25 protein-coding genes and 3 pseudogenes are annotated in these 25,639 nt (G+C 54.7%); 20 read left to right on the forward strand and 8 right to left on the reverse strand.

Features of this window, described 5'->3' with window-relative positions:
* Positions 1–34: 34 nt before the first annotated feature.
* The gene (locus P1M51_RS19795) at positions 35–2,584 is read left to right on the forward strand and encodes a cation-translocating P-type ATPase (RefSeq protein ID WP_276275272.1); all 2,550 of its coding nucleotides are present in this window, start codon (positions 35–37) and stop codon (positions 2,582–2,584) included.
* A 37-nt stretch (positions 2,585–2,621) separates the two neighbouring features.
* Here the strand turns inward: P1M51_RS19795 and P1M51_RS19800 are convergent, their stop codons facing one another.
* The 3 genes from P1M51_RS19800 to P1M51_RS19810 all read right to left on the reverse strand — a co-directional run bounded on the left by P1M51_RS19800 (position 2,622) and on the right by P1M51_RS19810 (position 3,944).
* Positions 2,622–3,212, reverse strand: a complete 591-nt coding sequence (locus P1M51_RS19800) for a hypothetical protein (RefSeq protein WP_276275273.1) — start codon at positions 3,210–3,212, stop codon at positions 2,622–2,624.
* Between the two features lie 9 nt (positions 3,213–3,221).
* The gene (locus P1M51_RS19805) at positions 3,222–3,590 is read right to left on the reverse strand and encodes an SHOCT domain-containing protein (RefSeq protein WP_276275274.1); all 369 of its coding nucleotides are present in this window, start codon (positions 3,588–3,590) and stop codon (positions 3,222–3,224) included.
* 132 nt (positions 3,591–3,722) lie between these two features.
* The gene (locus P1M51_RS19810; protein WP_276275275.1) at positions 3,723–3,944 is read right to left on the reverse strand and encodes a hypothetical protein; all 222 of its coding nucleotides are present in this window, start codon (positions 3,942–3,944) and stop codon (positions 3,723–3,725) included.
* A gap of 183 nt (positions 3,945–4,127) precedes the next feature.
* Between P1M51_RS19810 and P1M51_RS19815 the strand changes: the two are divergent.
* The 7 genes and pseudogenes from P1M51_RS19815 (at position 4,128) to P1M51_RS19845 (ending at position 8,145) form a co-directional block, all read left to right on the forward strand.
* Positions 4,128–4,590: pseudogene (locus P1M51_RS19815) on the forward strand (hypothetical protein).
* 60 nt (positions 4,591–4,650) lie between these two features.
* The gene (locus tag P1M51_RS19820) at positions 4,651–5,601 is read left to right on the forward strand and encodes a MarR family transcriptional regulator (RefSeq protein WP_276275276.1); all 951 of its coding nucleotides are present in this window, start codon (positions 4,651–4,653) and stop codon (positions 5,599–5,601) included.
* Complete coding sequence (locus P1M51_RS19825) at positions 5,598–5,750, forward strand: hypothetical protein (RefSeq protein ID WP_276275277.1); 153 nt, start codon at positions 5,598–5,600, stop codon at positions 5,748–5,750. The genes P1M51_RS19820 and P1M51_RS19825 overlap by 4 nt, the downstream gene beginning before the upstream one ends.
* A 3-nt stretch (positions 5,751–5,753) precedes the next feature.
* Positions 5,754–6,467 carry a hypothetical protein gene (locus P1M51_RS19830; RefSeq protein ID WP_276275278.1) on the forward strand — a complete coding sequence of 238 codons (714 nt, stop codon included), beginning with the start codon at positions 5,754–5,756 and terminating at the stop codon, positions 6,465–6,467.
* 345 nt (positions 6,468–6,812) lie between these two features.
* Positions 6,813–7,304, forward strand: a complete 492-nt coding sequence (locus P1M51_RS19835; RefSeq protein ID WP_276275395.1) for a hypothetical protein — start codon at positions 6,813–6,815, stop codon at positions 7,302–7,304.
* 3 nt (positions 7,305–7,307) lie between these two features.
* A complete protein-coding gene (locus P1M51_RS19840; protein ID WP_276275279.1) occupies positions 7,308–7,673 on the forward strand; it encodes a hypothetical protein in 366 nt (121 codons plus the stop codon).
* A 76-nt stretch (positions 7,674–7,749) separates the two neighbouring features.
* The gene (locus P1M51_RS19845) at positions 7,750–8,145 is read left to right on the forward strand and encodes a hypothetical protein (RefSeq protein ID WP_276275280.1); all 396 of its coding nucleotides are present in this window, start codon (positions 7,750–7,752) and stop codon (positions 8,143–8,145) included.
* A 249-nt stretch (positions 8,146–8,394) separates the two neighbouring features.
* Here P1M51_RS19845 and P1M51_RS19850 read toward each other — a convergent pair whose 3' ends face one another.
* Complete coding sequence (locus P1M51_RS19850; protein WP_276275281.1) at positions 8,395–9,762, reverse strand: hypothetical protein; 1,368 nt, start codon at positions 9,760–9,762, stop codon at positions 8,395–8,397.
* Positions 9,759–11,018: a hypothetical protein gene (locus tag P1M51_RS19855; protein WP_276275282.1), complete on the reverse strand. Its 1,260-nt coding sequence runs from the start codon at positions 11,016–11,018 to the stop codon at positions 9,759–9,761. The genes P1M51_RS19850 and P1M51_RS19855 overlap by 4 nt, the downstream gene beginning before the upstream one ends.
* 389 nt (positions 11,019–11,407) lie before the next feature.
* Between P1M51_RS19855 and P1M51_RS19860 the strand changes: the two genes are divergently transcribed.
* The 8 genes and pseudogenes from P1M51_RS19860 to P1M51_RS19890 all read left to right on the forward strand — a co-directional run bounded on the left by P1M51_RS19860 (position 11,408) and on the right by P1M51_RS19890 (position 17,601).
* Entirely contained in the window at positions 11,408–12,577 is a 1,170-nt protein-coding gene (locus P1M51_RS19860; protein ID WP_276275283.1) for a hypothetical protein, read from the forward strand.
* Between the two features lie 206 nt (positions 12,578–12,783).
* On the forward strand, positions 12,784–13,188 hold the full coding sequence (locus P1M51_RS19865) for a DUF6166 domain-containing protein (protein ID WP_276275284.1): 405 nt from the start codon (positions 12,784–12,786) through the stop codon (positions 13,186–13,188).
* 16 nt (positions 13,189–13,204) lie between these two features.
* Positions 13,205–13,443: pseudogene (locus tag P1M51_RS19870) on the forward strand (hypothetical protein); the annotation flags it as partial.
* A gap of 54 nt (positions 13,444–13,497) precedes the next feature.
* Positions 13,498–13,965: pseudogene (locus P1M51_RS20210) on the forward strand (HNH endonuclease); the annotation flags it as partial.
* 6 nt (positions 13,966–13,971) lie between these two features.
* Positions 13,972–14,109 carry a hypothetical protein gene (locus tag P1M51_RS19875; RefSeq protein ID WP_276275399.1) on the forward strand — a complete coding sequence of 46 codons (138 nt, stop codon included), beginning with the start codon at positions 13,972–13,974 and terminating at the stop codon, positions 14,107–14,109.
* 49 nt (positions 14,110–14,158) lie between these two features.
* Positions 14,159–14,380, forward strand: coding sequence for a hypothetical protein (locus P1M51_RS19880; protein ID WP_276275285.1), 222 nt, complete (start codon positions 14,159–14,161; stop codon positions 14,378–14,380).
* A 287-nt stretch (positions 14,381–14,667) separates the two neighbouring features.
* Entirely contained in the window at positions 14,668–16,560 is a 1,893-nt protein-coding gene (locus P1M51_RS19885; protein ID WP_276275286.1) for a DEAD/DEAH box helicase family protein, read from the forward strand.
* A gap of 57 nt (positions 16,561–16,617) precedes the next feature.
* Complete coding sequence (locus P1M51_RS19890) at positions 16,618–17,601, forward strand: hypothetical protein (RefSeq protein WP_276275287.1); 984 nt, start codon at positions 16,618–16,620, stop codon at positions 17,599–17,601.
* Here P1M51_RS19890 and P1M51_RS19895 read toward each other — a convergent pair.
* A complete protein-coding gene (locus tag P1M51_RS19895; protein WP_276275288.1) occupies positions 17,589–19,094 on the reverse strand; it encodes a hypothetical protein in 1,506 nt (501 codons plus the stop codon). The two genes, P1M51_RS19890 and P1M51_RS19895, sit on opposite strands and share 13 nt — an antisense overlap.
* A gap of 162 nt (positions 19,095–19,256) precedes the next feature.
* Between P1M51_RS19895 and P1M51_RS19900 the strand changes: the two genes are divergently transcribed.
* Positions 19,257–20,222 carry an ArdC-like ssDNA-binding domain-containing protein gene (locus P1M51_RS19900; RefSeq protein WP_276275289.1) on the forward strand — a complete coding sequence of 322 codons (966 nt, stop codon included), beginning with the start codon at positions 19,257–19,259 and terminating at the stop codon, positions 20,220–20,222.
* Here P1M51_RS19900 and P1M51_RS19905 read toward each other — a convergent pair.
* Positions 20,196–20,573, reverse strand: coding sequence for a hypothetical protein (locus tag P1M51_RS19905; RefSeq protein ID WP_276275290.1), 378 nt, complete (start codon positions 20,571–20,573; stop codon positions 20,196–20,198). The genes P1M51_RS19900 and P1M51_RS19905 overlap by 27 nt on opposite strands.
* 171 nt (positions 20,574–20,744) lie before the next feature.
* Between P1M51_RS19905 and P1M51_RS19910 the strand changes: the two genes are divergently transcribed.
* The 3 genes from P1M51_RS19910 (at position 20,745) to P1M51_RS19920 (ending at position 23,513) form a co-directional block, all read left to right on the forward strand.
* Positions 20,745–21,290, forward strand: a complete 546-nt coding sequence (locus P1M51_RS19910) for a hypothetical protein (protein WP_276275291.1) — start codon at positions 20,745–20,747, stop codon at positions 21,288–21,290.
* Positions 21,291–21,354: 64 nt separating this feature from the next.
* Positions 21,355–21,678 carry a hypothetical protein gene (locus tag P1M51_RS19915; RefSeq protein WP_276275292.1) on the forward strand — a complete coding sequence of 108 codons (324 nt, stop codon included), beginning with the start codon at positions 21,355–21,357 and terminating at the stop codon, positions 21,676–21,678.
* 545 nt (positions 21,679–22,223) lie between these two features.
* The gene (locus tag P1M51_RS19920; RefSeq protein WP_276275396.1) at positions 22,224–23,513 is read left to right on the forward strand and encodes an orc1/cdc6 family replication initiation protein; all 1,290 of its coding nucleotides are present in this window, start codon (positions 22,224–22,226) and stop codon (positions 23,511–23,513) included.
* 151 nt (positions 23,514–23,664) lie between these two features.
* On the opposite strand, the gene P1M51_RS19925 is transcribed toward P1M51_RS19920, so the two are convergent.
* Positions 23,665–24,957 carry a transposase gene (locus tag P1M51_RS19925; RefSeq protein ID WP_276275293.1) on the reverse strand — a complete coding sequence of 431 codons (1,293 nt, stop codon included), beginning with the start codon at positions 24,955–24,957 and terminating at the stop codon, positions 23,665–23,667.
* Positions 24,958–25,639: the final 682 nt, after the last annotated feature.

A 25,639-nucleotide genomic window follows, 5' to 3' on the forward strand; every position in this document is an offset into this window, starting at 1 on the left:
TACCGCTTTGCCCGCAGCGTGACTACTAGAGGTAATGACTCAGGATTCGGGCGGCCCGACGGACCCACCAGCGGGTACCCAGCGGATCTCATTGTCGGTACCGGACATGGATTGTCCGTCGTGTGCGGAGAAAATCGTCAACAGCGTCTCGACCCTCGACGGTATCCACGAAGTCGAACCGCAGGTGATGACCGGGACGGTCACCGTCACCTACGATCCAGACGACACCGACATCAACGCCATTGAGGAACGGATTACCGCTGCAGGATATCGGATCGAATCACCAACTGAGACGCAGACGGAGTCGCTGCGTGTCCCGGAGATGGACTGTCCGTCCTGTGCCGGGAAGATCGAAACCGAACTCGCCGCACTCGCTGGTGTTCTCGAGTACGATACGGTGCCGACGACCGGCTCAGTCGTCGTGAGCTACAATCCCACCGAGACAGATCACGATGCGGTCGTGGCGGCCATCGAGCGGGCGGGGTACGCTGTCGAAGCGACAGAGCGGGAGGAGGGAGAAGGCAAGGACGCCCAGACCCAATCGGTATGGACGAGTCCTCGGGCACTAAAAACGTGGACGGGCGCACTTCTGCTCGCTCTCGGTGCCATCATCAGCGTCGGCCTTCCGAGCATTGATGTCGTCCTGTTCGAGCTGTTTGCCCAGCAGTTCACCGTCTCCGGCGTTCTATTCTTCGCGAGCGCCGTCGTCGCCGGTCAGGAGATCGTCCGCAACGGCTACTACTCCGCCCGGACACTGTCGCTGGATATCGACCTGCTGATGAGCCTCGGCATCCTCGGTGCCCTCACCGCGAGTCTGGCGTTCGGGGAGTCTCTCTTCTGGGAGGCCGGGATGCTTGCCGTCCTGTTCAGCGTCGCCGAACTGATGGAACGCTACGCGATGGACCGGGCGCGATCGTCGCTCCGTGAGCTCGTCGACCTCTCTCCCGACACGGCGACGATTCGTCGGAACGGCGACGAGCACACGGTGCCCGTCGAGGACCTGGAAATTGGTGATGTCACGCTCGTTCGTCCGGGCGAAAAGATCCCCGCTGATGGCGTCGTCGTCGAGGGGGCGAGCGCGGTCAATCAGGCGCCCATCACGGGCGAGAGTCTCCCGGCGGACAAGACCACGGGCGACGAGGTGTACGCGGGCACGATTAACGAGGAAGGGTATCTAGAGGTCGAGGTCACCGCCGAGGCGTCCGAGAGCACGCTCGCTCGAATTATCGAATTGGTCGAGGACGCCCAGCGCGACCGAACCGAACATGAGCGCTTCGTCGACCGGTTCGCCGGGTACTACACGCCGGTCGTAGTGACCTTCGCCGTCCTGGTCGCAATCGTCCAGCCAGTCGTCTTCGGTCGGCCGTGGGCAACGGGGTTCACCCAGGGGCTTGCGTTACTCGTGCTCGCGTGTCCGTGTGCGCTCGTCATCAGCACGCCGGTGAGCGTCATCTCGGGCATCACGAGCGCGGCGCGAAACGGCGTCCTCATCAAAGGCGGGACGCACCTCGAAGCGATGGGCGCGGTCGACGTCGTCGCCTTCGACAAGACGGGGACGCTCACGAAGGGCGAGCTCACGGTCACTGACGTAGTTCCGCTCGGCGGGACGACTCGAGAGCAGGTGCTCGCGACGGCGGCACGGCTGGAAGCACGAAGCGAACATCCAATCGCGGAATCAATCGTTGCTGCAGCCGACGCAGAAGGCTTCGACCGCTCCGAGGTAACATCGTTCGAGAGTCTGACCGGCAAGGGCGTCAGAGCTGACCTCGACGGCGAGACCTACTACGCTGGCAATCCGGCATTGTTCGAGGATCTCGGGGTTGATCTCGGGCACGTTCACGCTGTCCCGGACGGCGGTGTACTTGCCACCGAACCGAGCACCTGTGACCATGGGGAATACTACGATCTGCGGACGCAGACGATCACCCAGCTGCAAGAGCAGGGAAAGACGGTTGTGCTAGTCGGAACAGTCGACGGAATCGAGGGCGTGATTGCGGTCGCCGACGAACTGCGGTCGACGGCGGCAGACACCGTCGCTCGCCTGCACGACCAGGGCATCGAGCACGTCGTGATGCTGACCGGTGACAATCAGGCAACGGCCGACGCAATCGGTGCCAGTGCGGGCGTGGATGCTGTGTACGCGGAGTTACTCCCCGAAGAGAAGGCGACGGTCGTTCGCGAGCTCGAAGCTGAGTACGGAACGGTCGCGATGGTCGGCGATGGCATCAACGACGCGCCCGCGCTCGCCACGGCGACGGTCGGTATCGCGATGGGGGCTGCCGGGACGGACACAGCCATCGAGTCCGCGAACATCGCGCTGATGGGCGACGACCTGTCCAAACTCCCGTACCTTCACCGACTGTCCCAGACGGCAGGGAGCGTCATCCAGCAGAACATCTGGTCGAGCATCGGTGTGAAGGTCCTACTGGCGCTCGGGGTGCCGTTCGGACTGGTGAACGTGGCCCTCGCGATCATCGTCGGGGATATGGGGATGAGTCTCGCAGTCACTACGAACGCGCTCCGATTGAGTCGGGTGTCGCCGGATGGTGTCTCAGCTAAATCGAGGTCCTCCGGTGATGACTGACGTAGATTAGACGTTCGTCGCAGTTAAGAACTATTTCCTATGTGACGACGATGCCGCCGTCAATCTCCATGTAGGCGTGGCCGTAACCACAGTAGGTCAGGCAACTCAGCGTATAATCGCCAGGTCGCGTCACACCTAACTGTCGAACGACGGGTCTTGTGGCCCTCCGTGGAAGCGCAACGGGGTGCATCATCATCCCACCCTCCATGTGGACCTGTCCAGACGGCATGATTCCGAGACTGTGGTCGGGATACTGCTCGTTCGCCACCTCCAGTAGTTCGTGAAAGTCACCGCTCGATGGGGGCGGGATGCGCTCCTCGTTTCGCTCTTCGAGCGCTTCGTGGTCTGGAAGCGCGCCTCGGATCGAGGCCGGAAGAGCTTGCACGACTTGACTCGCGCCGGTATTAAACGCGATGACGCGGAGGACATCACCACGTCGCAAGCTGACACGCTCTTGCTCCTCGCCGGTGTCGTCGAGCATAACGAAGCCCCAGTGATAGGCTCCGACGTAGATCGTCCTGTCAATGCTGTCGCCACTGCCTGGGAGATTGCCGATACATCCTGACAGACTCGCGATGCCCGCTCCGAGTGCTGTCAGAATTTCTCGCCGCTGTACTGTCGGGGACATACTTGTGACCTACTGCAACTCCTCGCGGCTGAGTCTCGCGTGCCGTTCCTCGAACTCCTCCTCAGTGAGCTCACCGCGAGCGTACGCCACTCGGAGCTCCTCGAGTGCCCTGTCGCCAGTCACCGCCGACCCGACGCCACCGACGAGGCCACGATACAGGAGGTAGCCGATGCCGACGAGGACGACGAGCCAGACGAGCATCATCCCGATGCCCCACAGCGGTGAGAGGCCACCGGCCATGCCACCACCCCACCACCACCCCATCATGCCCATCATCGGCATCGCAAATACCATCATCAACAGCGGGAACAGGACTATTACCGCGAGGACGATCAGGACGATGCGGAGCAAGCCGTCGGACGTGCGCTCAGCGGACATGGTGAATCACTAGGAATGTTTGTCAGTTGACGCAATAAATTTAGTCGGCTACCAGTACCACTCTGGTGATGGATTCTGCTGGAGAGGTATCTGACGGTACGTTGCTTTATGTTTTCACTGAGCTGAGTGCACTCAGCAACAGCCGGGGTCGTCAGGCGCCCACTCGCACGCGTTGCCGGTCGTCAGGCTGTTTTCATCGATGTACGTCGAGAGACATGCATAGTTACAGAAGTATGATGGCGACCCACAGTCGTCGTTGCAGTCACGGACGCAGATTGGGTCGTGGTCGAAGATGCGAGAGCCACAGTACGCACACGTCTCGTCAGCGTCGGGGATTTCGACAGTTGTAGACATACCTGCGCTACGGGTACGAGCTAAAAACGCATTTCGCTGAATCGGTACGTGACGAGAAACACACAAGTGAGGACACTACGAGACTGGGAGCTTGACGATCGCCGTCGAAGAGATTACTCAACCAGAGTCTGGTAACACCGGGACAGCGCCGTCAGTACTGTTTTTCGAGCGCCGGGGAGATCGATGTCGACACGAAGTCGGCTCCGATTCATCCAGCGAGTCGAACAGGCCGGCGAACCAACCCATGCCGAGCGCGGGCCGGGCTACACGGCAACCCTGTTCCTCGAAAAAGCTCTCGACGATGGGACGATACCTAGACGGGAAGCCGGAACGAACGATCGACGCAGCACAGCCCTCGGATATCCTCGAACCGGCCAACATGGAGCATCAGGACCAACCGATGTTCCTGCTCGGCCACGGCGTCGAGAACCCAGCGGATGGCATCCACGGCGATGAGGGGTACCTCTACGTCGTGGAACTCCCGACGGAGAACTCAGTTGACGAGCCAGCCGAGTGGACCGTCAAGGTGAGCGAGCACACCGGGTTCCCTCGCTGGGACGGCCCGACCGACGAGGCCTTCGAGCGGGCGAGCTGGCAGTTCCACGGGACGCTAGAGAACGCGCTCGCAGCTCTCGTCGCTGAATAACGGACCGTCAACTTAAATCCAGAAACGTATTTATGTGAATAGGGTTTAGAGTAGACACAGATGCTTACCAAGGCTGGACTTGCCGTCATTGACGCATTGAGTACCGGCCGGGACGCGACGGCGGCTAAACTCGCGACAGACACCGAGTATTCGCAAACACACCTCTACGATGTGCTCGATGTCTTGCTGGAATCAGGGCTGCTCGCCGAACGCCGTGGTCCCAATAACCAGCGGCAGGTCCATGTCACGGATCATCCGGTCGTCGAAGCATACCGGAGCCTCCAGGCGGAACTCGGCCACGTCGAGTGGGCCGACCTCCTCTCGCCGGCCACACTCCGAGTGTGCTGGTACCTTGACGAGCCTCGTCGGGTGTCCGAGATCGCAGCGCGACTCGAGATTACACGCCAGAGCGTTCACAAGGCGCTGTCGCCGCTCAAGCATCGGGCGATGCTGTCCCCGTCCGGCCCGGAGTACGCATTGAGTGAAGATCTCTCCCCGCTGCTGGCGTTCGCCCGTGCTGTCGTGCGACATGAGCACCGGTCGCGAGTCCGGGCACTCGCGCCGAGTGCGACCGTCGAATGGTGTGATCCGAAGCGGGCACTCGTCCGCGTCCAGACAGCCGCGGATACGGAGGCACTTGAGGCAGCCGCCGACTGGCAACTGACCGGACTCGCTCGGTTTGCAGCGTACGGCCTGCAGTTCTTCCTCGCCGGCGAACCCGCGTTCTGGTATGCCCCCGGCGAGGAACTCACACCTGCCGAGGTGGTGTGCCACACGCTCGTCCTCGATAGCGGCTCCCGCCGCGTCAGTTATACAATGCTCTTGATCGAGAAGCTGGACATCGACCAGGAGACACTGACGGAGACTGCGCAGTGGTACGAGTTGGAACCGACGGTGACTGCGATGTATCGACCACTTGAGGGAGCGTTCGATGTGTCGGGTGACTCCCCCGTCATCCTCCCGAGTGAAGCAGAATTTACGGCGCTCAAAAAGCAGTACGGAGTATCATGACTGTATTCAGGGGTGGCGAGGCGATCAAAGCGTTTCTCGAGGAGTTCGACAGCTGGCTCTCGGAGTCTGTAACTGTGTACCTCCTTGGTGGGTCTGCGATGACTGTTCGAGGATTGAAGGACCAGACCGAGGATATCGATCTCGCGTAGGGTGTGGTATCCGAATTCGAGCACGTCTACCAGACGCTCACGTCACAGGGATTCGCGGTCGTCGGCGAGCCAACGGAGTCGTTCGAAGGTGTCGGGAAAACCGTCGAGCTGCATCACAAGGAGCGCGGCTTCCAGATCGATATCTTCGACCGGCAAGTCGTCGGGAAAGTGTGGATCACCAACCGGATGCACGACCGAGCGGAGGAGTTCTGGGCCGGCAGTCACGCGACGGCATTCGTCCTCGCCGATGAAGATATGTTCTTGCTGAAAGCGGTCTCCGGTGGTGACCTAGCGAGTGGTCGTCGACGCGACATCGAAGACATGCGGACGTACGCCCAGCGTGGGTTGGACTACGAGCTAATTCTAACCGAAATCGACGAACAGCGACCGTTTAACACAGGTTCGACTGAAGCACGGCAGATCCGTGACCGCTCGCATCCACTATTCACGATTGAGATGGCGGTGAACTCACTCTCGGGACTTCCAAACACGTTCACTGCTCGTATCGAAGAGTTTGCGACCGAGTTCGAAGTCGAATATATTGTGCTAGGGGCTGTTGACGATGGGATTGGCGACGTCGAAACAATTCGGGAGCGAGTCCTCGCGACTGTGCGAGCGCTTTCGGACGAACAAGAAGGTGCCGTCGACGACGCGATTGCCCGACTCGTTGCAAAGCAGATTCTCAAGCGCGACGGGGATACGATTCGACTCCGATAGCTAGGCACCCCGGCCGAGGTTTTTGGTTTCCGCCCCGCGAGGGGTGCGGGGGCAGGAAAATGCCCTCGAGAACAACCATGGCAACACTCCAAGCAGCGACACCGTCGACTGGTGCGACCGTACCGGACTCACAAGCAGTTCGACAGCGTTGTGAAGCGCATTGCTTCGGAACCCAGAATTGGGAGGTGGACGATCACCGTCGAGGAGGTGACTGGAGCGGAACAAAACGACGCCTAGCGAGCGTGTATTCTGGCGGAGTTTTTCGAGCGCCGGCGAAGGGTGCCGGCGCAGCGTACAGTGACGCGGAGCGAGGTCGTGGGCGTCGGCAGCAAAAGTGAAAAACAGATGCACATGGTCATCTACACTCTGGTAGAGGCATCGACACACGACGACGCGTTAGCCACCGGAAAGACGGTGTTCGACCGCCTGGTCGGCGCGGACCCGCACGCCGGCGCCGTCTTTGATTACTACGTCACGTTCGACGAGGAGGATACGAGGGTCGCGGGCAAAGCGCGATGGGGCGATCTCCCAACCACAGCCCCCGTCGACTCAAACGGTGGGCAGGACCTACTCGAACGAGGGTGGGAAGCGACGAAAGAAGAATTCGAGCGTAATCTCGAACGGGTGAAGGAAGCCATCGACGAACTCTCCGACGAGGAGATCATGCGCGATGAGGACCTCGCTCGGCACGCGTTCCATCAAGTCGGCGCGTACGACGGGCCGTCGGTGTTCTTGTACGACCAGCACGCGAGCGGCATCCGGCATCGTGAGCACCTGGATCGGCTCCTCGAAGAGAGTGAGGATCTCTGGGTCGTCCCCGCTGACGTCCACTTCTAACCGATGCCCCGAATCACCAACTGGACACGGGAGAGTCGAACGCCGTCGCTCGCGTATCGAAACACCGAGACTGGAGCCCGAGCCGTTCTCCATCGTGCACCCGAATCGTACCGGAACAAGTGGCGGGCAGCAATCCTCGTCGACGGTTACCCGATCTGGTCGCGTGGCTTCGAGACGAAGCAGGCGACAGCCTTTCGGGACGCTCTTCGAGACAGACCACTCCCTGAGCTGACTTGCCCTGCGTGCCCGAACGACGACGTTCTCATCGGCGAGAAGGCAGCAGACGGGCCGAAAGTCCAGCGCTGGTTCGACTGCCCCGACTGTGGCTACGAAGCTCGCTCGAGGATCGTTTACGGCGCTGAACGCTGAGGTCATTGAACGTCCAGCGAAGGTGTTTTTCTGGGGCAGGAAGGGGTGGCCCGAGTCACACGGGCCAGATCAACAAATGAGTCTGGACGTCATCGACCGCCACAACGAAGCACTGTTCGAGTTCCTCTGGTGTCCGGTCTGCGGGCACGAGGTGTTCAGCCACATCCCCTTCGAGGGCGTGTTCTGCAAGAACTGCAATACACAGGTGGAACTCCAAGAGTCGCAAGAGGACCGTGGCTACGAGGAAGCTGTCCTCGCCAGCTTCGATACCGACACGACCTGGAATCTCCACGTCGACGAAAAACATCGTCGTGACCTCCCTGACGGGTCGGCGAGGGTGAAAATTTTCGGCGCACCGGGTGCCTACGAGGTCGACTGGTGGAGTCCGGAACCTAGCGAGGACTGGGAACCGGTCGAGCGCGGTGAGTTCGACGACGCAGAGGAGCCCGGTGACGTATCACATTTGGCATAACGATCTAATTGGAATTCTCAGTTTGAGTGTATCGACCTATTCCACAAAAGCTGGGAGTTCGAGGACAACGACCAGCAGGCAAATACAGCTCGGTTTCTCAGAGAAGCGCCAGAGTAGCACCAGGAGAAAACAGTCGGTGTGGTGAGTAGGAGGTACACCCTTATCGACGCCGACCCAGAATTGCTCAAAAACATCCAGCCTTAGAGATTTTAGGTACTGTTGACACCAGATTTGGGCTACATCAGAATGCTACTCGGGCGAAAACTCCCGGATCTCATTTTCCACATACTCTAATGTTCTCTCACGGCTTTTCTGATCAGAAATATTATTAGCAACGTGTTGCTTCACAGCACTTCCAGTAAGGCATAAACCATTCTCACGCTCTAACTCGTAATCTTCCTCATCTCGGTCAAAATCAGGATCCAAAAACAACCCGTACAACATCGCGGGCCAACCACCACGACCCAGCCGCACCTTCCGCTCCGAAGTTAAACTGGTACGGTGAAGAATCAACGTAGCCAAAGCCTCCAAATCCATGAACACCACCTGGAAATCATCGAAATCGGTCTCATTCAATTCATCCAAGAAATCCCGGATCTTCCCGATATTGAACTCCGGAGCGATGAAAACCAAGACCTGTTCCTCCCACTGCCGAACGTAGCAAACGTCGTCAATAATCTCCAAGTACTTGCGATACTGGGCACCTTGTTTCTCAGTGATCTTCGGATAATCACGGCGATCGCTGCTCACACTCTTCGAATCCAGTATCAGCAACGGTTGATTCCCATTCTCCTCATCAAAGACAAAACCGAATCCGTCCGGAACACGATTCCCTGTATCCTGCATTCCCATCGGATGCAAAGGACAGTCCAAAACCTGAGAAAAAGACAATGTGCACAGCTTCTCCATCTCATCCCTCTTGTCTTTACTCGCCTCAATTTTCTCAAAGTCGGTTAGTTCACCGGCCAAGTACTGCGGGTTATCGTTGATCTTCTCCACCAACTCATCTGGTACCGCCTCGTTCTCAGGCTCATACTCAGCCTCAAACCCGTCTCGAATCTCAACCATCGACTCAAAGCTCTCAATCTTCCGCTCAAGACCTGGCGGGGTTATAACCATAGAAACACCACCAACACGATCAATAAGAGGCTTCACCTGTTCTCGGACACTATCTTGGAAAGCAAGCACACAGAGATTACGGCTGTCTCGAAGGTGCGAGGCAATCGGCGTCAACAAGTCATCACTGTACCCGCCAGGAACAACCAGAAACGACTCCTCATCTAACTCGAACGAAACCATCGACCCAGTCTGACTTACCGACGCTTCAAAACCCAGGTCAGATAACAACTGTTCTACAGCATTAATGCTCTCAACCTTCCAATAATAGTGTAGAGATTCGTCGTACGGATTTACATCCCGATTACGGCATAGAAACTTTTTCTCGCCGTCTAATTCTACGACTTGACAGGGTTCGCTACACCCTGGTTCAGGGCAAGTGATTTTCCGGCGTTCAGACCGGACGCAAAACGGGTTCTCACGAAGCTCATCAGATACTTCGTCAGGACGGAGACGGTCCTCAAAATCATATCCAAGAGCCTCTACTGCTTCAGAACTCATGCCTTAGCCTCCACCTTGTCATCTTCCCCTTGTTCACGAAGTACCTCAGTAATCATCTTCTCTTCTTCTTTACTCACGTCTCCAAGTATCTCTATTTTCACCCCCTTCACCTGGATCTCTTGGTCACCGATGGTCAAGGTATATTCTCGGCGCTGGCTTTCCTCGTTGAACTTGGATAACTGGCTTTCCAAGTTGTTCCCCTCAGCGAATGACTCGATCGGCTCCCCGGTCTCTATCTCGATGCGGATTGGGTCACCTGCCACGTTCACGTTCTCCAAGGTTAACGCAGTTTGCTCAGCAGCACTGAGATTGTCCAAAACGTCGATATACTCTTTCTTTTCATCGTCATCCAGCGAGTCGTCATCCTCAATCTTCTTTTTCTGCTCCTCCACCTTGTCCTCCACAAACTCGGTCGGGGTCTTGTCCGGGTAGTCAATCGGATCTATGAATTTTACGTCCTCTCCGTACTCAACATCACTGTAGAGCGTGGTAATCACCGGCTTCAGAAAGTCTTCTTTTGACCGTTGGATATCGTGGTCGTACTCGTTGTTGTCGTAATCTACGTGGATGTACCGAGTGGTGATCGGCCAGTACTTTTGAGGTTCGACCTCTCTACCATCCTCAGAGTCGTAGTCCTTGTTGTCTTCTTCCCGGAATTTGAATTGCCTGTAGTGCCCGGATTTGTATTCAACGTAGATCTCCGCCATCACTTCGTTCTCGTCGATCAAGTGGACGCTTTTCAATTCAGCTTTGTACTTCCGCTTATTGTTTGCCTCGTTGATGTTCTCTTGCAATGTTCGCCGCAGCTGCTCTACTTCGTCCTCGCCAAGTTGGTCAAATCTTTTTTCTCCGGATATTTCTTCTCGCCGGTACGTACGCTTGTTTTTGAAGGTTTTCAGCGCTTGGATCAGGTCCAAGTGTTCTTCCCATTCCCATTCGTAGAGATATAGAAGTAAGGCAGATTTACTCTCCATGTCATCTATGGAGAGTACCTGCATTTTGTCGCGGTTGATGGTTTTGATCCCTTGAATAATGGTGTTGGGTCCGATGCCGTCAAGTGCTGCGACATAGCGATGGAAGTCTTCTAAGACGTCGTTTTCGTACAGGGTTTCGACGTCGTCTCTGATGGTGTTTTTGTCTAGATCGATGGACTTGAGTTCGGCCAGTTTTTCGACACCGGACCGGGAGAACCAGTTGTCGTAGTAGTCGAGAGTGTCTTTTTCGGTGTCAAACTGGTCTTGCAGGCTGTCCTGCATGGAGCGAGCAGCCATCTTTTAAAGAGCTTTTCAATTGATCTATATTAATACTTGTCACACTTGGTACCGGCGGTGAACGATGTCGACGCGAAATTAACTCCGATTCATCCAACGGAGCGAGACCGCAGATGAACAGTCCGAATCCGACCGCGTCGCACAAATCTACCGACACTCGGACGGTTATCCCGACAGCGTCCTTCGTTACCTTGATCAGCTGGAGCATTTGCTCGATGAGGCACCTTAGAGAATGGACTCGATGTACTCCTAACTGAGCCTGCGTAGGGATCGGTCAGACGCCACTTGCCAGATCTGGTGAAAGAAGTCGAAGAAGAGATAACCGAGCGTATGGATTTTTGACAAGCCATTCTGTTAGTATTTGACAACCAACTATGGCGGACAGTCCTATAGTCGTAGATCCTGGCCGTGAAAATCGGCAGGATAAACTTCCCTACCCGATCGTCCAGTACCCGGCGCACTACGGCGTGTTCATCGGGTTCAAACCGGAACCGGACGGCGACCTCCATTTCTGCAGCTGTGCAAAAGACGCAATCCGTAACTTCATCCGCTGTAAAGTGGAGAATCCAACCCATTCCCATCGTACACCAACACCAGAGAACATTCTCACCCGGAAGTTTCCGAAGGATGCGCGCAACCAGGTCCAAGAGGCCGGCATTGACTCGCCGGACGAAGACAAGATTGTCGACGCGCTCAAATTTGCCAATCAGCTCTGCCACCGCTGTAACGGCATTATCCCCGAATACCGGTACTGCCACGAAATGTACGGCACCGTCTTCATGCAGAAACACGGCTGGTACGTCAACCAACAACAGTACGAATACGGCGTTTGCGGCGGGAACGACTATCTCTACGACGTTCTCCCTGAAGATCTCGTCGATATCTTAGACGAGGACTTTCGCGACCACCTCGACCGATACGAACAGCTCCGAGACAAGAAATGGGCGCGTGAGAGGGAGATCAGGGAGCAGAAAGAACAGGCACTTGACGAGCTCCGCGATGAATTGGCCGAGGACATTGATCGGGAAGAACGGTACCGCCGGTTTCGCGAGGCCAGAAAGCCCTACGAAGAGATGGACCCGCTTCCGGAAGACGAAACAGAAGAACTCGAAGAGCTGCAAGAGCAGTTACAGGCGCAGCGCAAGGGTATTATGGACACTGTCGAGAACGAGGTTCGGAAGGCGTTTGGCCATTACAAGAAAGGTAACCGATGGACCAGCGAAACCATTCTCTACCAACTCGTCGAATCGAACTATCCAGACCACACCATCAAGCGTCACTACCGGCCAGCCTTTCTCGACGGGTTGGAACTAGATATCTACCTGGTAGAGGCCGAAGTCGGAATCGAATATCAAGGGGTCCAGCACTATGAGCCCGTGGACCACTGGGGCGGCGAAGAAGGTCTCGAAAAACGGCAGGAGCGTGACGAGAAAAAGAAGAGACTCTGTAAGGAACACGGCATCGAACTGGTGTGCATTCGGCACGACCAAGAACTGACGGACGCACTTATCGAACGTACAATCGATCCATTGATTGAGGAGTGACAGCGGCTAGTTGCGTCCGGTGGTGGCCGAACCTTTCGCGGACGACCGGCAGTGGCCGTACCGGAGGCTCTCCGCGATCGCCATCCCGAACAGGATTCATCCCGGCGAGCACCGTAGAAAGCCTACCAAGCAGTACCTTCACACTGTTTTTCGACCCCCCAAGAGGGGTGCGGGGGTGCCCGAACGAGCATCCCACGAACAGAACGATGAGTGGAATCATCAACTCACACTCGCACGTACAGAGAGGCGCCTCAGATGACGTCGACATCGTCTACGTCGGCTACCGACAGCGAGGCCGCGCAATCGTCGAAAAGTATCCTGGCCGCGAACCGCTGACCCCAGATCGGAGTCTCAAGTTGGCGGACCACAGTCCCTCGGGCTTCGAATGGGGGTACAGGGGGAGTGGCCCAGCGCAACTCGCGCTCGCCCTCCTGCTCGATTACACTGACGACGAGGACGTCGCACTGGCGGAGTACATGGCGTTCAAGGACGAAGTCGTGAGCCGATTGGAGTGTAGTGGTCCCAAACAACGCTGGCGACTCACAGGACACGAGATAGATTCGGCCCTTCGTGAGACAGTCGACGAGCCATTGGCACCGTCCGTCAGCTAACAGTCAGAGAGCACCCATGTCAGATCACATCCAGAAGCCTCGTACGAACGCAGAATCGACCGAGAACAGTGAGCGACAGGCACCAACTGAGTACGTCGAGCGAAGCGATGTCGGGGTCTCCCTCACCGTGAAGCTCACTCGCGGCAATAGGACACGAGGAGTGGTTATGTGATGTCGGACCCCCAATCGCGTGATGATCATCCATGGAGGGATAAAGAGACGCTCCGGAAACTCTATTTGGAGAGAGATTTGTCGCTAAGCGATGTTTCCAAGGAGTTAGACTGCAGCAAGCACACAATTATTAATTGGATGGATCGTTTCGGTATCGAGCGAGAATCTCGCGGAGGGACTCCTCAATACCCCCCACTCACGGATAAATCCCGACTTCAAGAGCTATACGTTGATGAGAAGTTATCCGCGGTAGAAATCGCCAACCGTGTTGGCTGTTCTACGAATATCGTCTACTCATGGTTAGATCGATATGGTATAGAGCGACGTGAACCGGGGCGTCATCTAGTCGGTGCTCGTGGTAACGAGCATCCTACATGGAAAGGAGGCCACGAAGAAAACCGAGGTCATACTTGGAAAAGACAACGTAAGCGAACGCTTCTCCGGGATGAATATCAGTGTCAAAATTGTGGTCTGACGAATGAAGAGCATCTGGAGGAATACAATCAGGAAATTCACGTCCATCATATAGAGCGATATTCATCATTTGAGTCCTGCGTCGAGGCGAACAAGCTCAGTAATCTGATTACACTCTGTCGCCCGTGTCACGGCGAATTGGAAGACGAACCACGAGCCAAAGTGAAAGCGAAAACGCTCGAAAAGGCCCGCGAGGACATGGAGACGCTTCGGGGGTACATCCACGACCTCGCCGAAGATGCCCGCCAGATCCAACCGGAGGAAGACGACGAGTAGCGGGCAGGTACGGTCTTTTTCGCCGCTGTAGAAGCGGAGGCGATCATCAGTGAGCAACTCAGAAAAGCAAGAACGAAATTCGAACGGGCTGTCGCCAGCACAGCGACTCGAACCGCCAAACTCGCGACTCATCAACGTGGGGGTCGTGACGGTTCACGATATGGAGACGCTGCGAGTGTGTGTCTCGTACGAGAACGCGAATCAGCAGCGTATTCGGATTCTCCGCCTGCTCAAGCGACAGGCCGATGAAATCCGTACACAAGAAGGATGAGTCCGAGAAGAAGAAGAAGAAGACCGCTGATAGCGGAGTTCGTATTGGTCTTGCTTGGATTTAGTCGTAGAGTTTTTTCGCCCCCTGAAGGAGTGCGGGGGAATCGAACGTACCCCCAACCCAGAGGTGAACCCGAAGAAAGACACCAAGGTATTCTGAAAGTTTCCGAGGATGTTGTTTTGGTAGATTTGAGACAAGTCATATTCCAGTAAGTAGCCAGTACGAATACCATGTAGACAAATCTGTTCCGTGGCAGATTCAAGTGCCTTCAGTACGTTGAGAAAATAATGCCAACAAAAAACACCCAGTTCCCAATTGATGATGTGCGAGCCGCACTTAATGAATTGCTTGCCGGAGAGCCAGTGGTCACGGCACAAGATTTAGCCGACGTACTCTCGTGTACGACGGAAACCGCCCGCGTGAAACTTAATTCGTTAGTTGAAGATGGCGAGTTAGAGACTAGACAGGTTGGTGCTAGTGCGAGAATCTGGTATTTTCCATCCCCAGTAGATTATCGGCTGTCAGATGAATCTGTTTCGGGGCAGATCGGCCCTGGCGGAGATTCTGCTCCGGGACAGAAACATGAACGAGTAGTATTCTTTCCTAGTCGCCGGGAGATCGTAGTTGACACGCCTAGTAAACAGACTCGTGAAAGCCTTGCTCGAATTGGGCACCTCATTGATTCACAGGGTGATGGCTACCTCTTCGGAATATCTCGAGAAGACATTTGGACTGCTCCGTACGATTCGTTTGAAGCGCTCCGTGATGACATTCGGGCATTAGTAGGAGAGGTGTGGGATGAAGGGTTCGAGAGCAGAATTAGAGACGACTGGGATCGTGCACACCAATTCCATCTTCGAACAAACACTAAATCAAATCGCCCATTCACTGTTCTGGAAGCGGAAGAGTCAGATGTGTTTGATAGTGTAGCGAAGGCACATCTTGAGCACAACACACATTACACGCAATTCCTATCAGAAAAAGAATTACGAGTCAAAAGAGGAGCTGAAGCACGTGTCAAAGAGACTCTTTACGAACACGGTTATCTTGTCAATGACGAACGTCTGTTAACTGACGGCGAATATCTCAATATCCAACTCACGCCGGACATTGATTTACGGGAATATCAAATAGATTGGGTCGACCAGTTCATACAACGGAAAGCAGGCGTTTTCGTCGGACCGTCGGGGTCAGGGAAGACTATTGCTGCGATCGGAGTGATGGAAGCTGTCGGTGGGGAAACATTGATTATTGCACCCTCTCGTGAGCTGGTTCACCAATGGGAAACGGAGCTTCTCAGCAAGACAAATTTAAATCAAGACCAGATTGGCCAGTATCATGGTGGAGTAAAGGACGTCTCTCCAGTAACAATCGCGACCTATGATACGGCCGCAATGAGCCGTCATCGAGAATTGTTCAACGAACGGTCGTGGGGGCTGATTATTGCTGATGAATGTCACCATGCCGTCGCTAGCACATGGAAGCGGTTCAGAGAGATTCAGTCGACAGCTCGTCTTGGACTAAGCGCAACACCTGTTCGAGAAGCAGGGAATGCCAAAGAGATCTATACATTGATCGGCCCTCCGATTGGTTCAGACTGGGCCGCCTTGTTTGAAGATGGTTGGGTGTCCAAACCGAGAGTTGAGGTTCGACTCCTGCCATGGGGATCCAAGAAGGCAAGAGCCCGTTATGATAGTGCAGAGGGCACAGAGAAACTCATCGCTGCCGCAAGGAATCCTTCGAAGTCACAGGAGATCAGTCGGCTACTTCAATGTCATTCGACAGAGAAGACATTAATTTTCGCGGATTGGATCGAGCAGGGAATCGAACTTGAAGAGCAGTTAGAAATTCCGTTTGTTTATGGTGAAACGAATCATTCTAAGCGGCAGTCGTACTTTCAGCAGTTCCGTGACGGAGAATTAGATACCCTCATTGTCTCACGTATCGGTGACGAAGGAATCGACCTACCAGACGCTGAAGTTGCTATCTTAGCATCCACGATGGGATCGTCCAAATCCCAGACTGGCCAACGTGCTGGACGAACCATGCGTCCACTCGGTGACGCACTAGTGTACATTTTACTGACGAAGGGAACAGGTGAGGAGTCATGGGGGCGCGAATCCACACAATATCTCGCCGAGAAGGGAATTGACGTCCGAAAGACGGAAGTAGAGATGTGAATTGGCCTAAAGGAAACTAAGATAACTGTTAAGATTTTGCCCTGTGCAGAGCACCACATGGCGAATGAGTATCGGTTGTATTCTCACCTTGTTCAACCTGCGGATCTGATGGACGTAGCATATGGTCTAGCAAAGGCTCCAAAGCCGCTATCAGAGGAGGACATCGAACGACTCGTCGGGAAACACAATCGGACCGTTCGTTCACTGATTAATATAGGCCAAGAGCTGAGCATCATACATGAGGTAAAGGAAGGGTCATTTATCGTCGATTCTGAATTAAAAGAGGATATTCGTCAGTCAAGTATCAGCCAACGGTATGTTCTTATGAGGAAGTACATTGAACGATACGAGCCATTTACTGCTTTTCTCTCGTTTGTTTTGAAGGGATATAGCGCACCCGAAGCTGCGGAACGAGTTGACATTCTCTATGATTTAGGAATTTCTTCCGAGAAAATCGAGACACAATTCACATATTTAGGGACATACACAGAGCTGGTCGATGACAGCGAAGACGAGTTACGGGTAGAAGCGAGCGAAGATCCACTCTCAGATGAATATATTTCTCAGTTACGTGACGCAAGTTCGTCAAGTGTCAATGCTCGCGTCTTCCTCGAAGATAGAATCGGTGAAGAGATCGTTGCGTACATGGACCACGAAACGGTCGAAGATTTAATCGAGGCGTTTCTTATATTCCGTAAATCGCCCCGGAACAGCATTCAATCCGCTGCTAGAGCAGTTGAAGATTTCCAACGCGACTTGGCTGACGACTATGGTGATGGGGCAGACTACGCGTCGGCAAGTGGGATTGGTCAGATGTCACTCGCCATGCATCGGGAAGAAGCATGGTCGTTCAAACGACACCTGCACGGTGGAAAGTATCTTGGTGGAATGCGAAATCCAAGTGGAGGTCACGGGAAGAACACGACAACACTCGAACGGTGGGAAGTCCATCAAGAAGTCGCACTTGGATATGTACTCGCCGCAATGCACTACATTAGGAGCCTATACTATGCGGCCGTACAAGATCGTCAGGTGTTGTAATCGACCTCATCAAGGAATCTACTAATCGCTTCTAATTTCTGCTCTAAGTCGTCAGCATCAATCTCCGCGAGGTCAAGATTCACGTCGATAGTGACGACTGCCTCACGAGCGGTTGCACCGCGGTCACCGCCGTTAGCACGAGATTCAAGCGGAATCTCAGGTTCAGGTTGGGGCTGATGCTGTACTGAATCGTCGTCAGAAATCGCGTCTAAGTCGCCCTGTGTAGAAGTGTCCGCTTGGGGAGCCTCGGCGGACCCACCTTCAACATCTACTGGACTATCTTCGGTAGCATCCCCTTCTGGTTCGGTAGTTTCGAAGTCTTCAACTAACTCTTCGATGGAGTTCAATTTAACTCGCGTGGGGTTACTACCACTACCTTGCTTGTATTGACCGTAACCCGCAGCTTCGAGAGTTTTGAACAGCGTTGTTACACCTCGTTTCAGCCGATCCTCACCGACATCAGTAAGACCAAATCTTGCTCGATATATTCGAAGCGCCGTATTACGGCCGATATATCCGTGTTCCTGAACTGATGCATCTTCTGCTAGCGTTTGAATTACATGACAGAATTCATCCGAGTTAATTAACGCAGAACGGAACAACGGCATTGCTTCTTCGAGATTCGTATGATAACCTAATTCCCATCCGGACTCCGTCAATTCATACCGCTCCTCGTCAGCACTAGAATCAGGCTGGATGAAGCCAAGACTCTCCGCATAATCGAGAGAGTGACGAACATAGTCGTTGGACAGCTCAATATCGTCATCGTCTTCAATCTCTTGTGGAGAAACTGCTCCTGCGTTTTTCATGTATACACAGAGTTGATACAGCTTCTCAGGGTCGGTTCGGGCCGGTGGTTCAGAGATAGAATCCGGTTGGATGTTAGTGGTACTCTTGACACGAGACGCTCGTGGAGTAGACCCCCTCGAATCAGTTGAGCCATCGTCCGCCGGGGAGTTCCCAGGTTCGTCGACGGTGGTTTCGCCGTCTGACTCAGGAATGTCGTTCAAACGTACTTGGTCCTTCCCGTCGATTTTGAAAAAATCTAGTTCAATAAACATCTCTACAAACCTCTGAACTGCTTTCTGAATATCTTCGTCTTCATCAGAAGCGATATCATCTGCTAACTCTTCGGCAAGTCGATTGAGGGAATACTCATGATTTTCTGCAATGAATACAGTCTCGTCAAAGACAAATGAGTTGTTGAGCAGCTCCCGTACTCTAACCCTTCCAGATGCCGCTGTCGATTCGTCATCAGAGAAGAAATCAACAATAGCGTCAGTCGGAACGTAAGTGCCAGCTTTTACAATTTCCAACAGGCCCAGTTCACCGAAGAACTTCAGGCACGAAGATGCACTCGTTGACTCAACACCGCGAACTTGGTCATACCGTACTGGTTCTTCGTCCTTTTGATATCTGACGATAGCTCCTCTTAACGCACGTACATGCTCACCGGGCCCTCGCGCCGGATTTGGCAGGACAGTATCTTCCATATCTCCTGTAAACATCCAATAATTAATAAATTATCAGGTGAGGCACGATGAGCTTCGCAGACGAGAAACAAGCCCTCCGATAGATGGCGTGTTTTTTGCGCCCCGAAGGGTGCGGCGCGTTCTGAATTGACGCGGTTGCGGTGAATTCGGTTCAGTGATATTATGGCTACGACCAGTGACTCGTCGGTCTCCTTCGACGAGACCGACACGCGATCCGACGAGATGAACAGCACCATTGAAGCATGGATAGACGACCTCGTTGACCACGTCGACGACGCACAGACCAGCGAGGAGTTCCAAGAGTGGCTCGATGTCCAGAGCCGCTTCCACGACTATTCCTACCGAAACACGCTCCTGATCAAGCGCCAGTGCCCCGAGGCAACCCGCGTAGCGGGCTACCGGACGTGGCAGGAGGAGTTCGACCGGCACGTCCAGGAAGGCGAGTCAGCCATCTGGATTTGGGCACCGATCATCACGAAACAGTGCCCGGAGTGCGAGAATTCGCCGAGCTACCACGAGAACACTGACTGTGACTACGACGAGACGCCGCCGGATGACTGGTCGAAAGGCCTCGTGGGATTCAAACCGGCCGCTGTCTTCGATGTCTCCCAGACCGAGGGAGAACCGCTTCCCGAACTGGAGACGGCGGCGACGGGTGACGCCAACGATCTCGTGCCAGCGCTCAAAGATGCAGCTGATGAACTCGGTGTGACGGTTCGCATCGTCGATGCCGACGACTGGGAGCATGGCGACGCGAAAGGGGTCTGTAAGTATCGGAGCCTACACGACTTCCAGCCAGTCGTCGAAGCGAGGGCTCGGTCGAACCACGCAGATCTCGCGGTCACATTGATTCACGAGTACGCCCACGCACTGCTCCACTTCGACGTCAACGACAAAACCGAACGGTCGAAACGCGAAGTCGAGGCCGAAGCCGTCGCCTACGTTGTCGGGCGATACTGTGGGCTCGATACTAGCGGCTCAGCGTTCTACCTAGCGGCGTGGCAGTCGGACGAGCCCGAGGCCGTTCGCGAGCGTCTCGGTCGGATCAGTCGGACGGCAGAAGAACTCATCGATAGTCTCGAAGACGAACTCTCTCGCACCTCACTTGCGGAACAGTCCGGCGATTAGCATCAGGCCGCCAACTCCGACCGCGAAGGTTGTTTGAACAGCAGAGAACCCTCCTCGAAGTGCCATCCGAGTATAATTCGGGTTTGAGTGGTAGAGGTCGCTCGCAATCCCAATTATGGCGTCAACTAGCGGAGCCAATACATCGAAAACAAGTGCCTTTCCGAAATTCACCCCAGCCTGACCCAGACGGTACCCGATAGTCACCACGAGATTCACCTTCCCGGTCAGGAAATGGCGGTTTGAAGGAGTGACGTACTGTCCCTTACCGTTGGTTGGGTTAAATGGCCATTTCGCGATTTTCACGGCCTCACCGAACATCGATGCCACAAACGCGATGAGTCCCCGGAACATCTTGTATGTGATATAGTAACTAGCGTCGCATTAAAATTCGCCCTCGTGACTAGTTTCTCTGCGGCCATCGACGGGTCCAGCATTCTGAACAAAGAAAGTGGGCTACCAGCCACGGGAAGTTTGTTTTGCGCCCGCAGAGGGGCGGAGGCGCATTCTGACCTCCGTCGTATCATGACCGAACGTACTGACATCGTCGAGACGAAGAACGGAGACGAAACAGACCACGAAGAGCGAGTGTATTCGCCAGACGGTGGAGTGATAGCATCGAATCCCACTCCTACAGCTTCGACACCTGCTGAAGCTGGCCAACAGCCCACTATTGACGAGGACCCGTCTCAAGAGACACTCGAACCGCGCACTAAGCGAGCTCGAACCGAAGAGATGGACGTCTCGTTACTACAGAAGGGAGGACTCTACGAGGTGAAATCGGAGTCAGGGAACATCTACGAGGTCGACGTTGCGAGTGAGACGTGTACGTGTCCAGATTTCTCGAAGCGGAACCCGAGCGGTGGGTGCAAGCATCTACGGCGGACCGATCTCGAAATTCGGAGTGGGAACGTCCCTCGTCCCGATGGCCGTCTCCCTGAGACAACGGATGTAGGTGAGCAACTCTCAACAGAGATTCGGCAGTTGAACCAGGAGATCGAAGAACGAGAGGACCGGCGACAGACACTCGCTGCTACAGTAGCGGTTATCGAGGAATTCTCGAGTCAATAGACAATAGGATTAACCAACAATTCTAAGATATCGGCCGAAGATGTTGGTTAACAGAGCCAGACCCATGTCCTATTCACCACCAGACCAACCTCACGAAGTTCCAGCTGACATCGTTTCTAAGCTCGATGATCAACCTCCAGAGGTACTCCGACAAGTCGCTCGGTTCGCCGAAGAGCTCGCGGAATACCATGAGCGAGAAGCACGGCTAGCGGAAAACGAAGAGAGCAACCAGGTCGAGGAGCGGCCAGAGAACCTTCCGGACGACGTCCCCTCGAAGGCAACGATCACGGTGAAAGAGATCAACGACAATCGGTACTACTACTGGCAGTGGCGAGATGGCGAAAAGATCCGATCGAAGTACAAAGAACCAGTTTCTTCCGACGGGTAGCTGAGCGCGCATCAGAGTGGAATTCATCCGGATACAGGTATCGCCCACCCCGAGTGTAAAACGAAACTCGAGAAGCAGACTCTAGTACTCGCGCGAGAGCCCAGTTTTCACTTCGATGACGGGGGGTGTGTCTGAACACGGAGTACACATCAACCGTAGGGTGTGTACCCAAGCGGGAGTTACACATCGACGACGGGGTGTCAGACGGACGGCTTACACTTCGATGACGGGGGGTCTGGGAGCGATTATACTTCGTTGACGGTGAGCGGGTTAAGTGACCGAATTGCAAGAATACGAGCGATAACTCACCTATATCGGCTGGATAAACATCGACGCAGGTGAAGATTTTTAGTGTTCCGGCATACAGCAAGCACATGGTCGGGAGCGATCAGGAACGAGGGGGACAATCCACCCGTGATGAGCGAACGCGTTCAAATCCGGACGAAGAACTACTCGAAGCAGTCCGAGAAGAGGCTGCTGGGGACACGAGTCCCAAGCAGGAAACCGAACCAACGACGGATAGTAGCCAGCGGTCAATCCGGGATATGCTCGATGTGGAGGGCGAATCATCGGTTTTCGTCAATCGGGATCTCGTCGAGCCGGACACGATCATCGATGAGGAACGAATCGTTGGTCGCGACGAGCAGCTCGAATCCGTCGTGTCATTTCTGAAGCCAACGCTCCAGGGAAACCGGCCCCCGAATATGCTTCTTTACGGTCCCGCTGGTACGGGAAAATCGCTCATCATCGGCGCGGTCACACAGCAAATCATCGAACTCTGTCAATCCAAAGGCGAACGATTCGGCGTGGTCAATATCAACTGCCAACCGATCAATACCCTTGATCAGGCAGTCTACGAACTCGTCCAAACTGTCGCGAAGGACGTCGACGCAGCGATTGGCGTTCCCGAGACGGGCGTGTCTACGAAACGCAAGTATCGACGGCTGTATGAACTCATCAACACGCATTACGATTCGGTCATTTTCATCCTCGACGAAATCGACCTCCTGATTGGCCGCCGATCAAACGCGGAACCCGCCTATTCGAAACTGCTGTATCAGCTGTCGCGCGCGAGTAATACGAACGAGATCGAAGGCCGAGTCTCAGTCGCAGCGCTGACGAACGATCCGAAGTTCATGGAGAACATCGACGGTCGTGCTGAAAGTTCATTCAATCCCCGCGACGTCTACTTCCCGGACTACGATGCCAACCAACTGCGCGAGATACTCGGCAATCGTCGCGACGCATTCCGCCAGGATGCCCTCGAAGATGACGTGATTCCGCTTGTCGCGGCATTTGCGGCGCAAAGTCACGGTGACGCGCGGAAAGCAATCGACCTGTTCCGTGGCGCTGGCGACCTCGCCGATGAGCGCGGTGACTCGGTGGTTCGTGAAAACCACGTTCGTGAGTCCCAGGAAGAGATCGACAAAGACCGCTCGTTGAAACTCGTTGAGGGTCTCACGACCCAAAAAAAGATCTCGCTGTACTCCACCGCTGCTGTCGCCTGTTACTCGAATCGTCCGCGGAGCTCTGTTCCAAGCCCAGTGGGGTTCAAGGTGTACCAATGGGTAACGGATCAACTCGACACCGACCAGATGACTCGAGAAACGTACGTCAAGTATGTCAAAGAGCTCTCTACGTACGGTCTGATCTCAACGGCTCGGAAGAGTCGCGGTCGCGGTGGGGGGATGTATATGGAGTTCACGTTCACTGGCGATCCCGACGCGATGATGCCCCGGATAATCGACGATACGCGCTTGGAAGCGATTACCGAACAGGAAGAACTCCTCCGAACCGTCGTCAACTCCCAGCTGAAGCAGTTCCACAATAAGTAAGACTGGTATCGGTTCGATACGATGGGTACTGAGTGACCCCACCCCCCGTGTTCGATGTGTAAACTCGAACATTCGCCAGGAATTCAGTGTCGTGAGGTTCGTGCGAAATCAGGGACTCAAACGATTCCCGGTGAGTGGCTGAGTGAACACGTCAACTACCCACGACTGAAGTCGTGGGCTTGTCAGTGGACTCCCCTTCTACCGTCGCTTGGACGGAGGCGTGGAAATCGCCATTCAGGTTCAGCGTCCCTGACGTTAGCGCACACTGACAGGGTGCGCCTCCACTCGAAGACTTCTGCCCCGAGTGGAGTTTCTTAAGAAGTTTCCGAGCAATATTCTTGCTCGCGTTGTAGTCCGCGTTCAATTCGTACTCGCACTTCTGACACACGAACTGGTGTTTCGACCGCCGATTCGACTCGTGCGTAAACCCACACGAAGAACACCGCTGAGACGTGTACGCCGGACTCACCTGCTCCACGTTGATACCGAATATTTCGGCTTTGTATTCTGTGTACTGGTAGAGGCGTCGGAACGCCCATGCGTGGAATCGCTTCGCACCAGCCATCCGGTCCCGAATACCGGTCAGGTTCTCGAAGACAATATCTGTACAGTTGTGATCGAGAGCTTCTTCGAGAATCTGGTTCGAGGCGCGGTGTAGTTCGTCTTGCATCCAGCGGTGTTCGCGGTCTTTCATCGATTGAATCGACAGGTGGGCGGACCGCGTTCCGGTCTGTTGCATCGACCCACGAGTCTTCTCAAATTCTCGGCGTCGATGATTCATCTCATCACCGTTTCCGATGAACGCACCCGTTGAAGTCACAGCGAGCGAGCCGTCCACGTTCAGGTCAACACCAAGGACTGTTCTGTGCTTGGTATCAAAAGAATCAGCAGTGGACTGTTCGACTGTGGTTCGGCGCATCCGTGCGTGGAGGTAGAATGACTCTGTGGGACGATCGTACTGCAACGTAGACATACGGAACTCGTAGTCTTCGTTCAGCAAGTATTCACCAAGAGGAGTTCCCTCAGCGTCGTCGGGAAGCACGTAGTCACACTCGACGCGACCGTTCACCGTTGAGAGCGAAACATGGTCGCGGTGAAACGTCGCTGAACGCTTGTCATAGACGACGCTCCACGCATCGAAGTATGGTTGGCTGGTGTTGTCGCCTTTCTTGAGGCGGGCGACACCACTTTTCGTGGCCTCGATAGCACGTCGAATCCCCTTCTGAACGAGGTTTGCAGTCAACTCCGTCTCGTTGCGAAGTCGCTCGTAGAGGGCTTTCTCGGCTTTCTGTTTCGAGGTCACGCAGTAGTCGTTCGGGTGTCTCCACGCCCACTCTGCGGTGGTGTTCGCACAGTGGAGGAACTGAGTTTTGGTTTGATGGAGGTCGTCGCACCGCTCGTTTGGTACGTCGAGTTTGACTTTGACGGTGCGAATCACCTCCATCGTTACTTCACATCTCGGACTGACTCTTTATACTAATTCGGACTACTGTGAAGAGTCTGCTTGCTATCGCTCGTGGTTGGTGGTGTAGTTTGTCGGATTCCTCCCACGAGTTTACTCGTGGGCTTCCTCCTCGTCATCAGTGAATTGACACGCGACGGTCCGTGTATGGTTTTGGGAACCCCCACCCCCCGTCATCGAAGTGTAACTCACAGGGAGTGGGAGTCCATCACGAGTGGCGGTGAAGCCCCGAATGGAGAATACAGCCATTAGAACGCCTGAAAACAGTACGGAGCAAGGTTGCCGGGAGACGCAATGAATATGCTGTAAGTCGGAGACCGTCTCCTCCTTACCTCTATTTCTATCGCTAGTACGGATATTGTTATACTGCCTAGTGTATAAAACTTTGGTAGATAATAAACAGTCGTTATGCGGATGTGATCTTGGTGGCTCTGAGGGTTATCCTGGTGTGTGGCAGTCTTTCGGCATTTTTGTTGCGTTCTCACTCTATTACCCCCATCCCTCCTCACGGTGTTACACATCGATGACGGGGGGAGGGAGTAGGGGGAAACGATACCCTGATAGAACTCTTGATTCAGCCCCTCATCGAGCAAAGAGAGTTCCACTTTTGAATCAGTATCCAACGAATTTTGTGGCTCAGTATCTGCCTTGCCACAATCGGTAG

It is taken from the genome of Haladaptatus sp. QDMS2 (assembly GCF_029338295.1).
Classification (GTDB): Archaea; Halobacteriota; Halobacteria; order Halobacteriales; family Halococcaceae; genus QDMS2.

Excerpts from the sequence above, each read along its gene's own strand:
- P1M51_RS19795 (WP_276275272.1), top strand. The coding sequence starts at position 35 with ATGACTCAGGATTCGGGCGGCCCGACGGACCCACCAGCGGGTACCCAG.
- P1M51_RS19800 (WP_276275273.1), bottom strand. The coding sequence starts at position 3,212 with ATGTCCCCGACAGTACAGCGGCGAGAAATTCTGACAGCACTCGGAGCG.
- P1M51_RS19805 (WP_276275274.1), bottom strand. The coding sequence starts at position 3,590 with ATGTCCGCTGAGCGCACGTCCGACGGCTTGCTCCGCATCGTCCTGATC.
- P1M51_RS19810 (WP_276275275.1), bottom strand. The coding sequence starts at position 3,944 with ATGTCTACAACTGTCGAAATCCCCGACGCTGACGAGACGTGTGCGTAC.
- P1M51_RS19820 (WP_276275276.1), top strand. The coding sequence starts at position 4,651 with ATGCTTACCAAGGCTGGACTTGCCGTCATTGACGCATTGAGTACCGGC.
- P1M51_RS19825 (WP_276275277.1), top strand. The coding sequence starts at position 5,598 with ATGACTGTATTCAGGGGTGGCGAGGCGATCAAAGCGTTTCTCGAGGAG.
- P1M51_RS19835 (WP_276275395.1), top strand. The coding sequence starts at position 6,813 with ATGCACATGGTCATCTACACTCTGGTAGAGGCATCGACACACGACGAC.
- P1M51_RS19840 (WP_276275279.1), top strand. The coding sequence starts at position 7,308 with ATGCCCCGAATCACCAACTGGACACGGGAGAGTCGAACGCCGTCGCTC.
- P1M51_RS19845 (WP_276275280.1), top strand. The coding sequence starts at position 7,750 with ATGAGTCTGGACGTCATCGACCGCCACAACGAAGCACTGTTCGAGTTC.
- P1M51_RS19850 (WP_276275281.1), bottom strand. The coding sequence starts at position 9,762 with ATGAGTTCTGAAGCAGTAGAGGCTCTTGGATATGATTTTGAGGACCGT.
- P1M51_RS19855 (WP_276275282.1), bottom strand. The coding sequence starts at position 11,018 with ATGCAGGACAGCCTGCAAGACCAGTTTGACACCGAAAAAGACACTCTC.
- P1M51_RS19860 (WP_276275283.1), top strand. The coding sequence starts at position 11,408 with ATGGCGGACAGTCCTATAGTCGTAGATCCTGGCCGTGAAAATCGGCAG.
- P1M51_RS19865 (WP_276275284.1), top strand. The coding sequence starts at position 12,784 with ATGAGTGGAATCATCAACTCACACTCGCACGTACAGAGAGGCGCCTCA.
- P1M51_RS19885 (WP_276275286.1), top strand. The coding sequence starts at position 14,668 with ATGCCAACAAAAAACACCCAGTTCCCAATTGATGATGTGCGAGCCGCA.
- P1M51_RS19890 (WP_276275287.1), top strand. The coding sequence starts at position 16,618 with ATGGCGAATGAGTATCGGTTGTATTCTCACCTTGTTCAACCTGCGGAT.
- P1M51_RS19895 (WP_276275288.1), bottom strand. The coding sequence starts at position 19,094 with ATGGAAGATACTGTCCTGCCAAATCCGGCGCGAGGGCCCGGTGAGCAT.
- P1M51_RS19900 (WP_276275289.1), top strand. The coding sequence starts at position 19,257 with ATGGCTACGACCAGTGACTCGTCGGTCTCCTTCGACGAGACCGACACG.
- P1M51_RS19905 (WP_276275290.1), bottom strand. The coding sequence starts at position 20,573 with ATGTTCCGGGGACTCATCGCGTTTGTGGCATCGATGTTCGGTGAGGCC.
- P1M51_RS19910 (WP_276275291.1), top strand. The coding sequence starts at position 20,745 with ATGACCGAACGTACTGACATCGTCGAGACGAAGAACGGAGACGAAACA.
- P1M51_RS19915 (WP_276275292.1), top strand. The coding sequence starts at position 21,355 with ATGTCCTATTCACCACCAGACCAACCTCACGAAGTTCCAGCTGACATC.
- P1M51_RS19920 (WP_276275396.1), top strand. The coding sequence starts at position 22,224 with ATGCTCGATGTGGAGGGCGAATCATCGGTTTTCGTCAATCGGGATCTC.
- P1M51_RS19925 (WP_276275293.1), bottom strand. The coding sequence starts at position 24,957 with ATGGAGGTGATTCGCACCGTCAAAGTCAAACTCGACGTACCAAACGAG.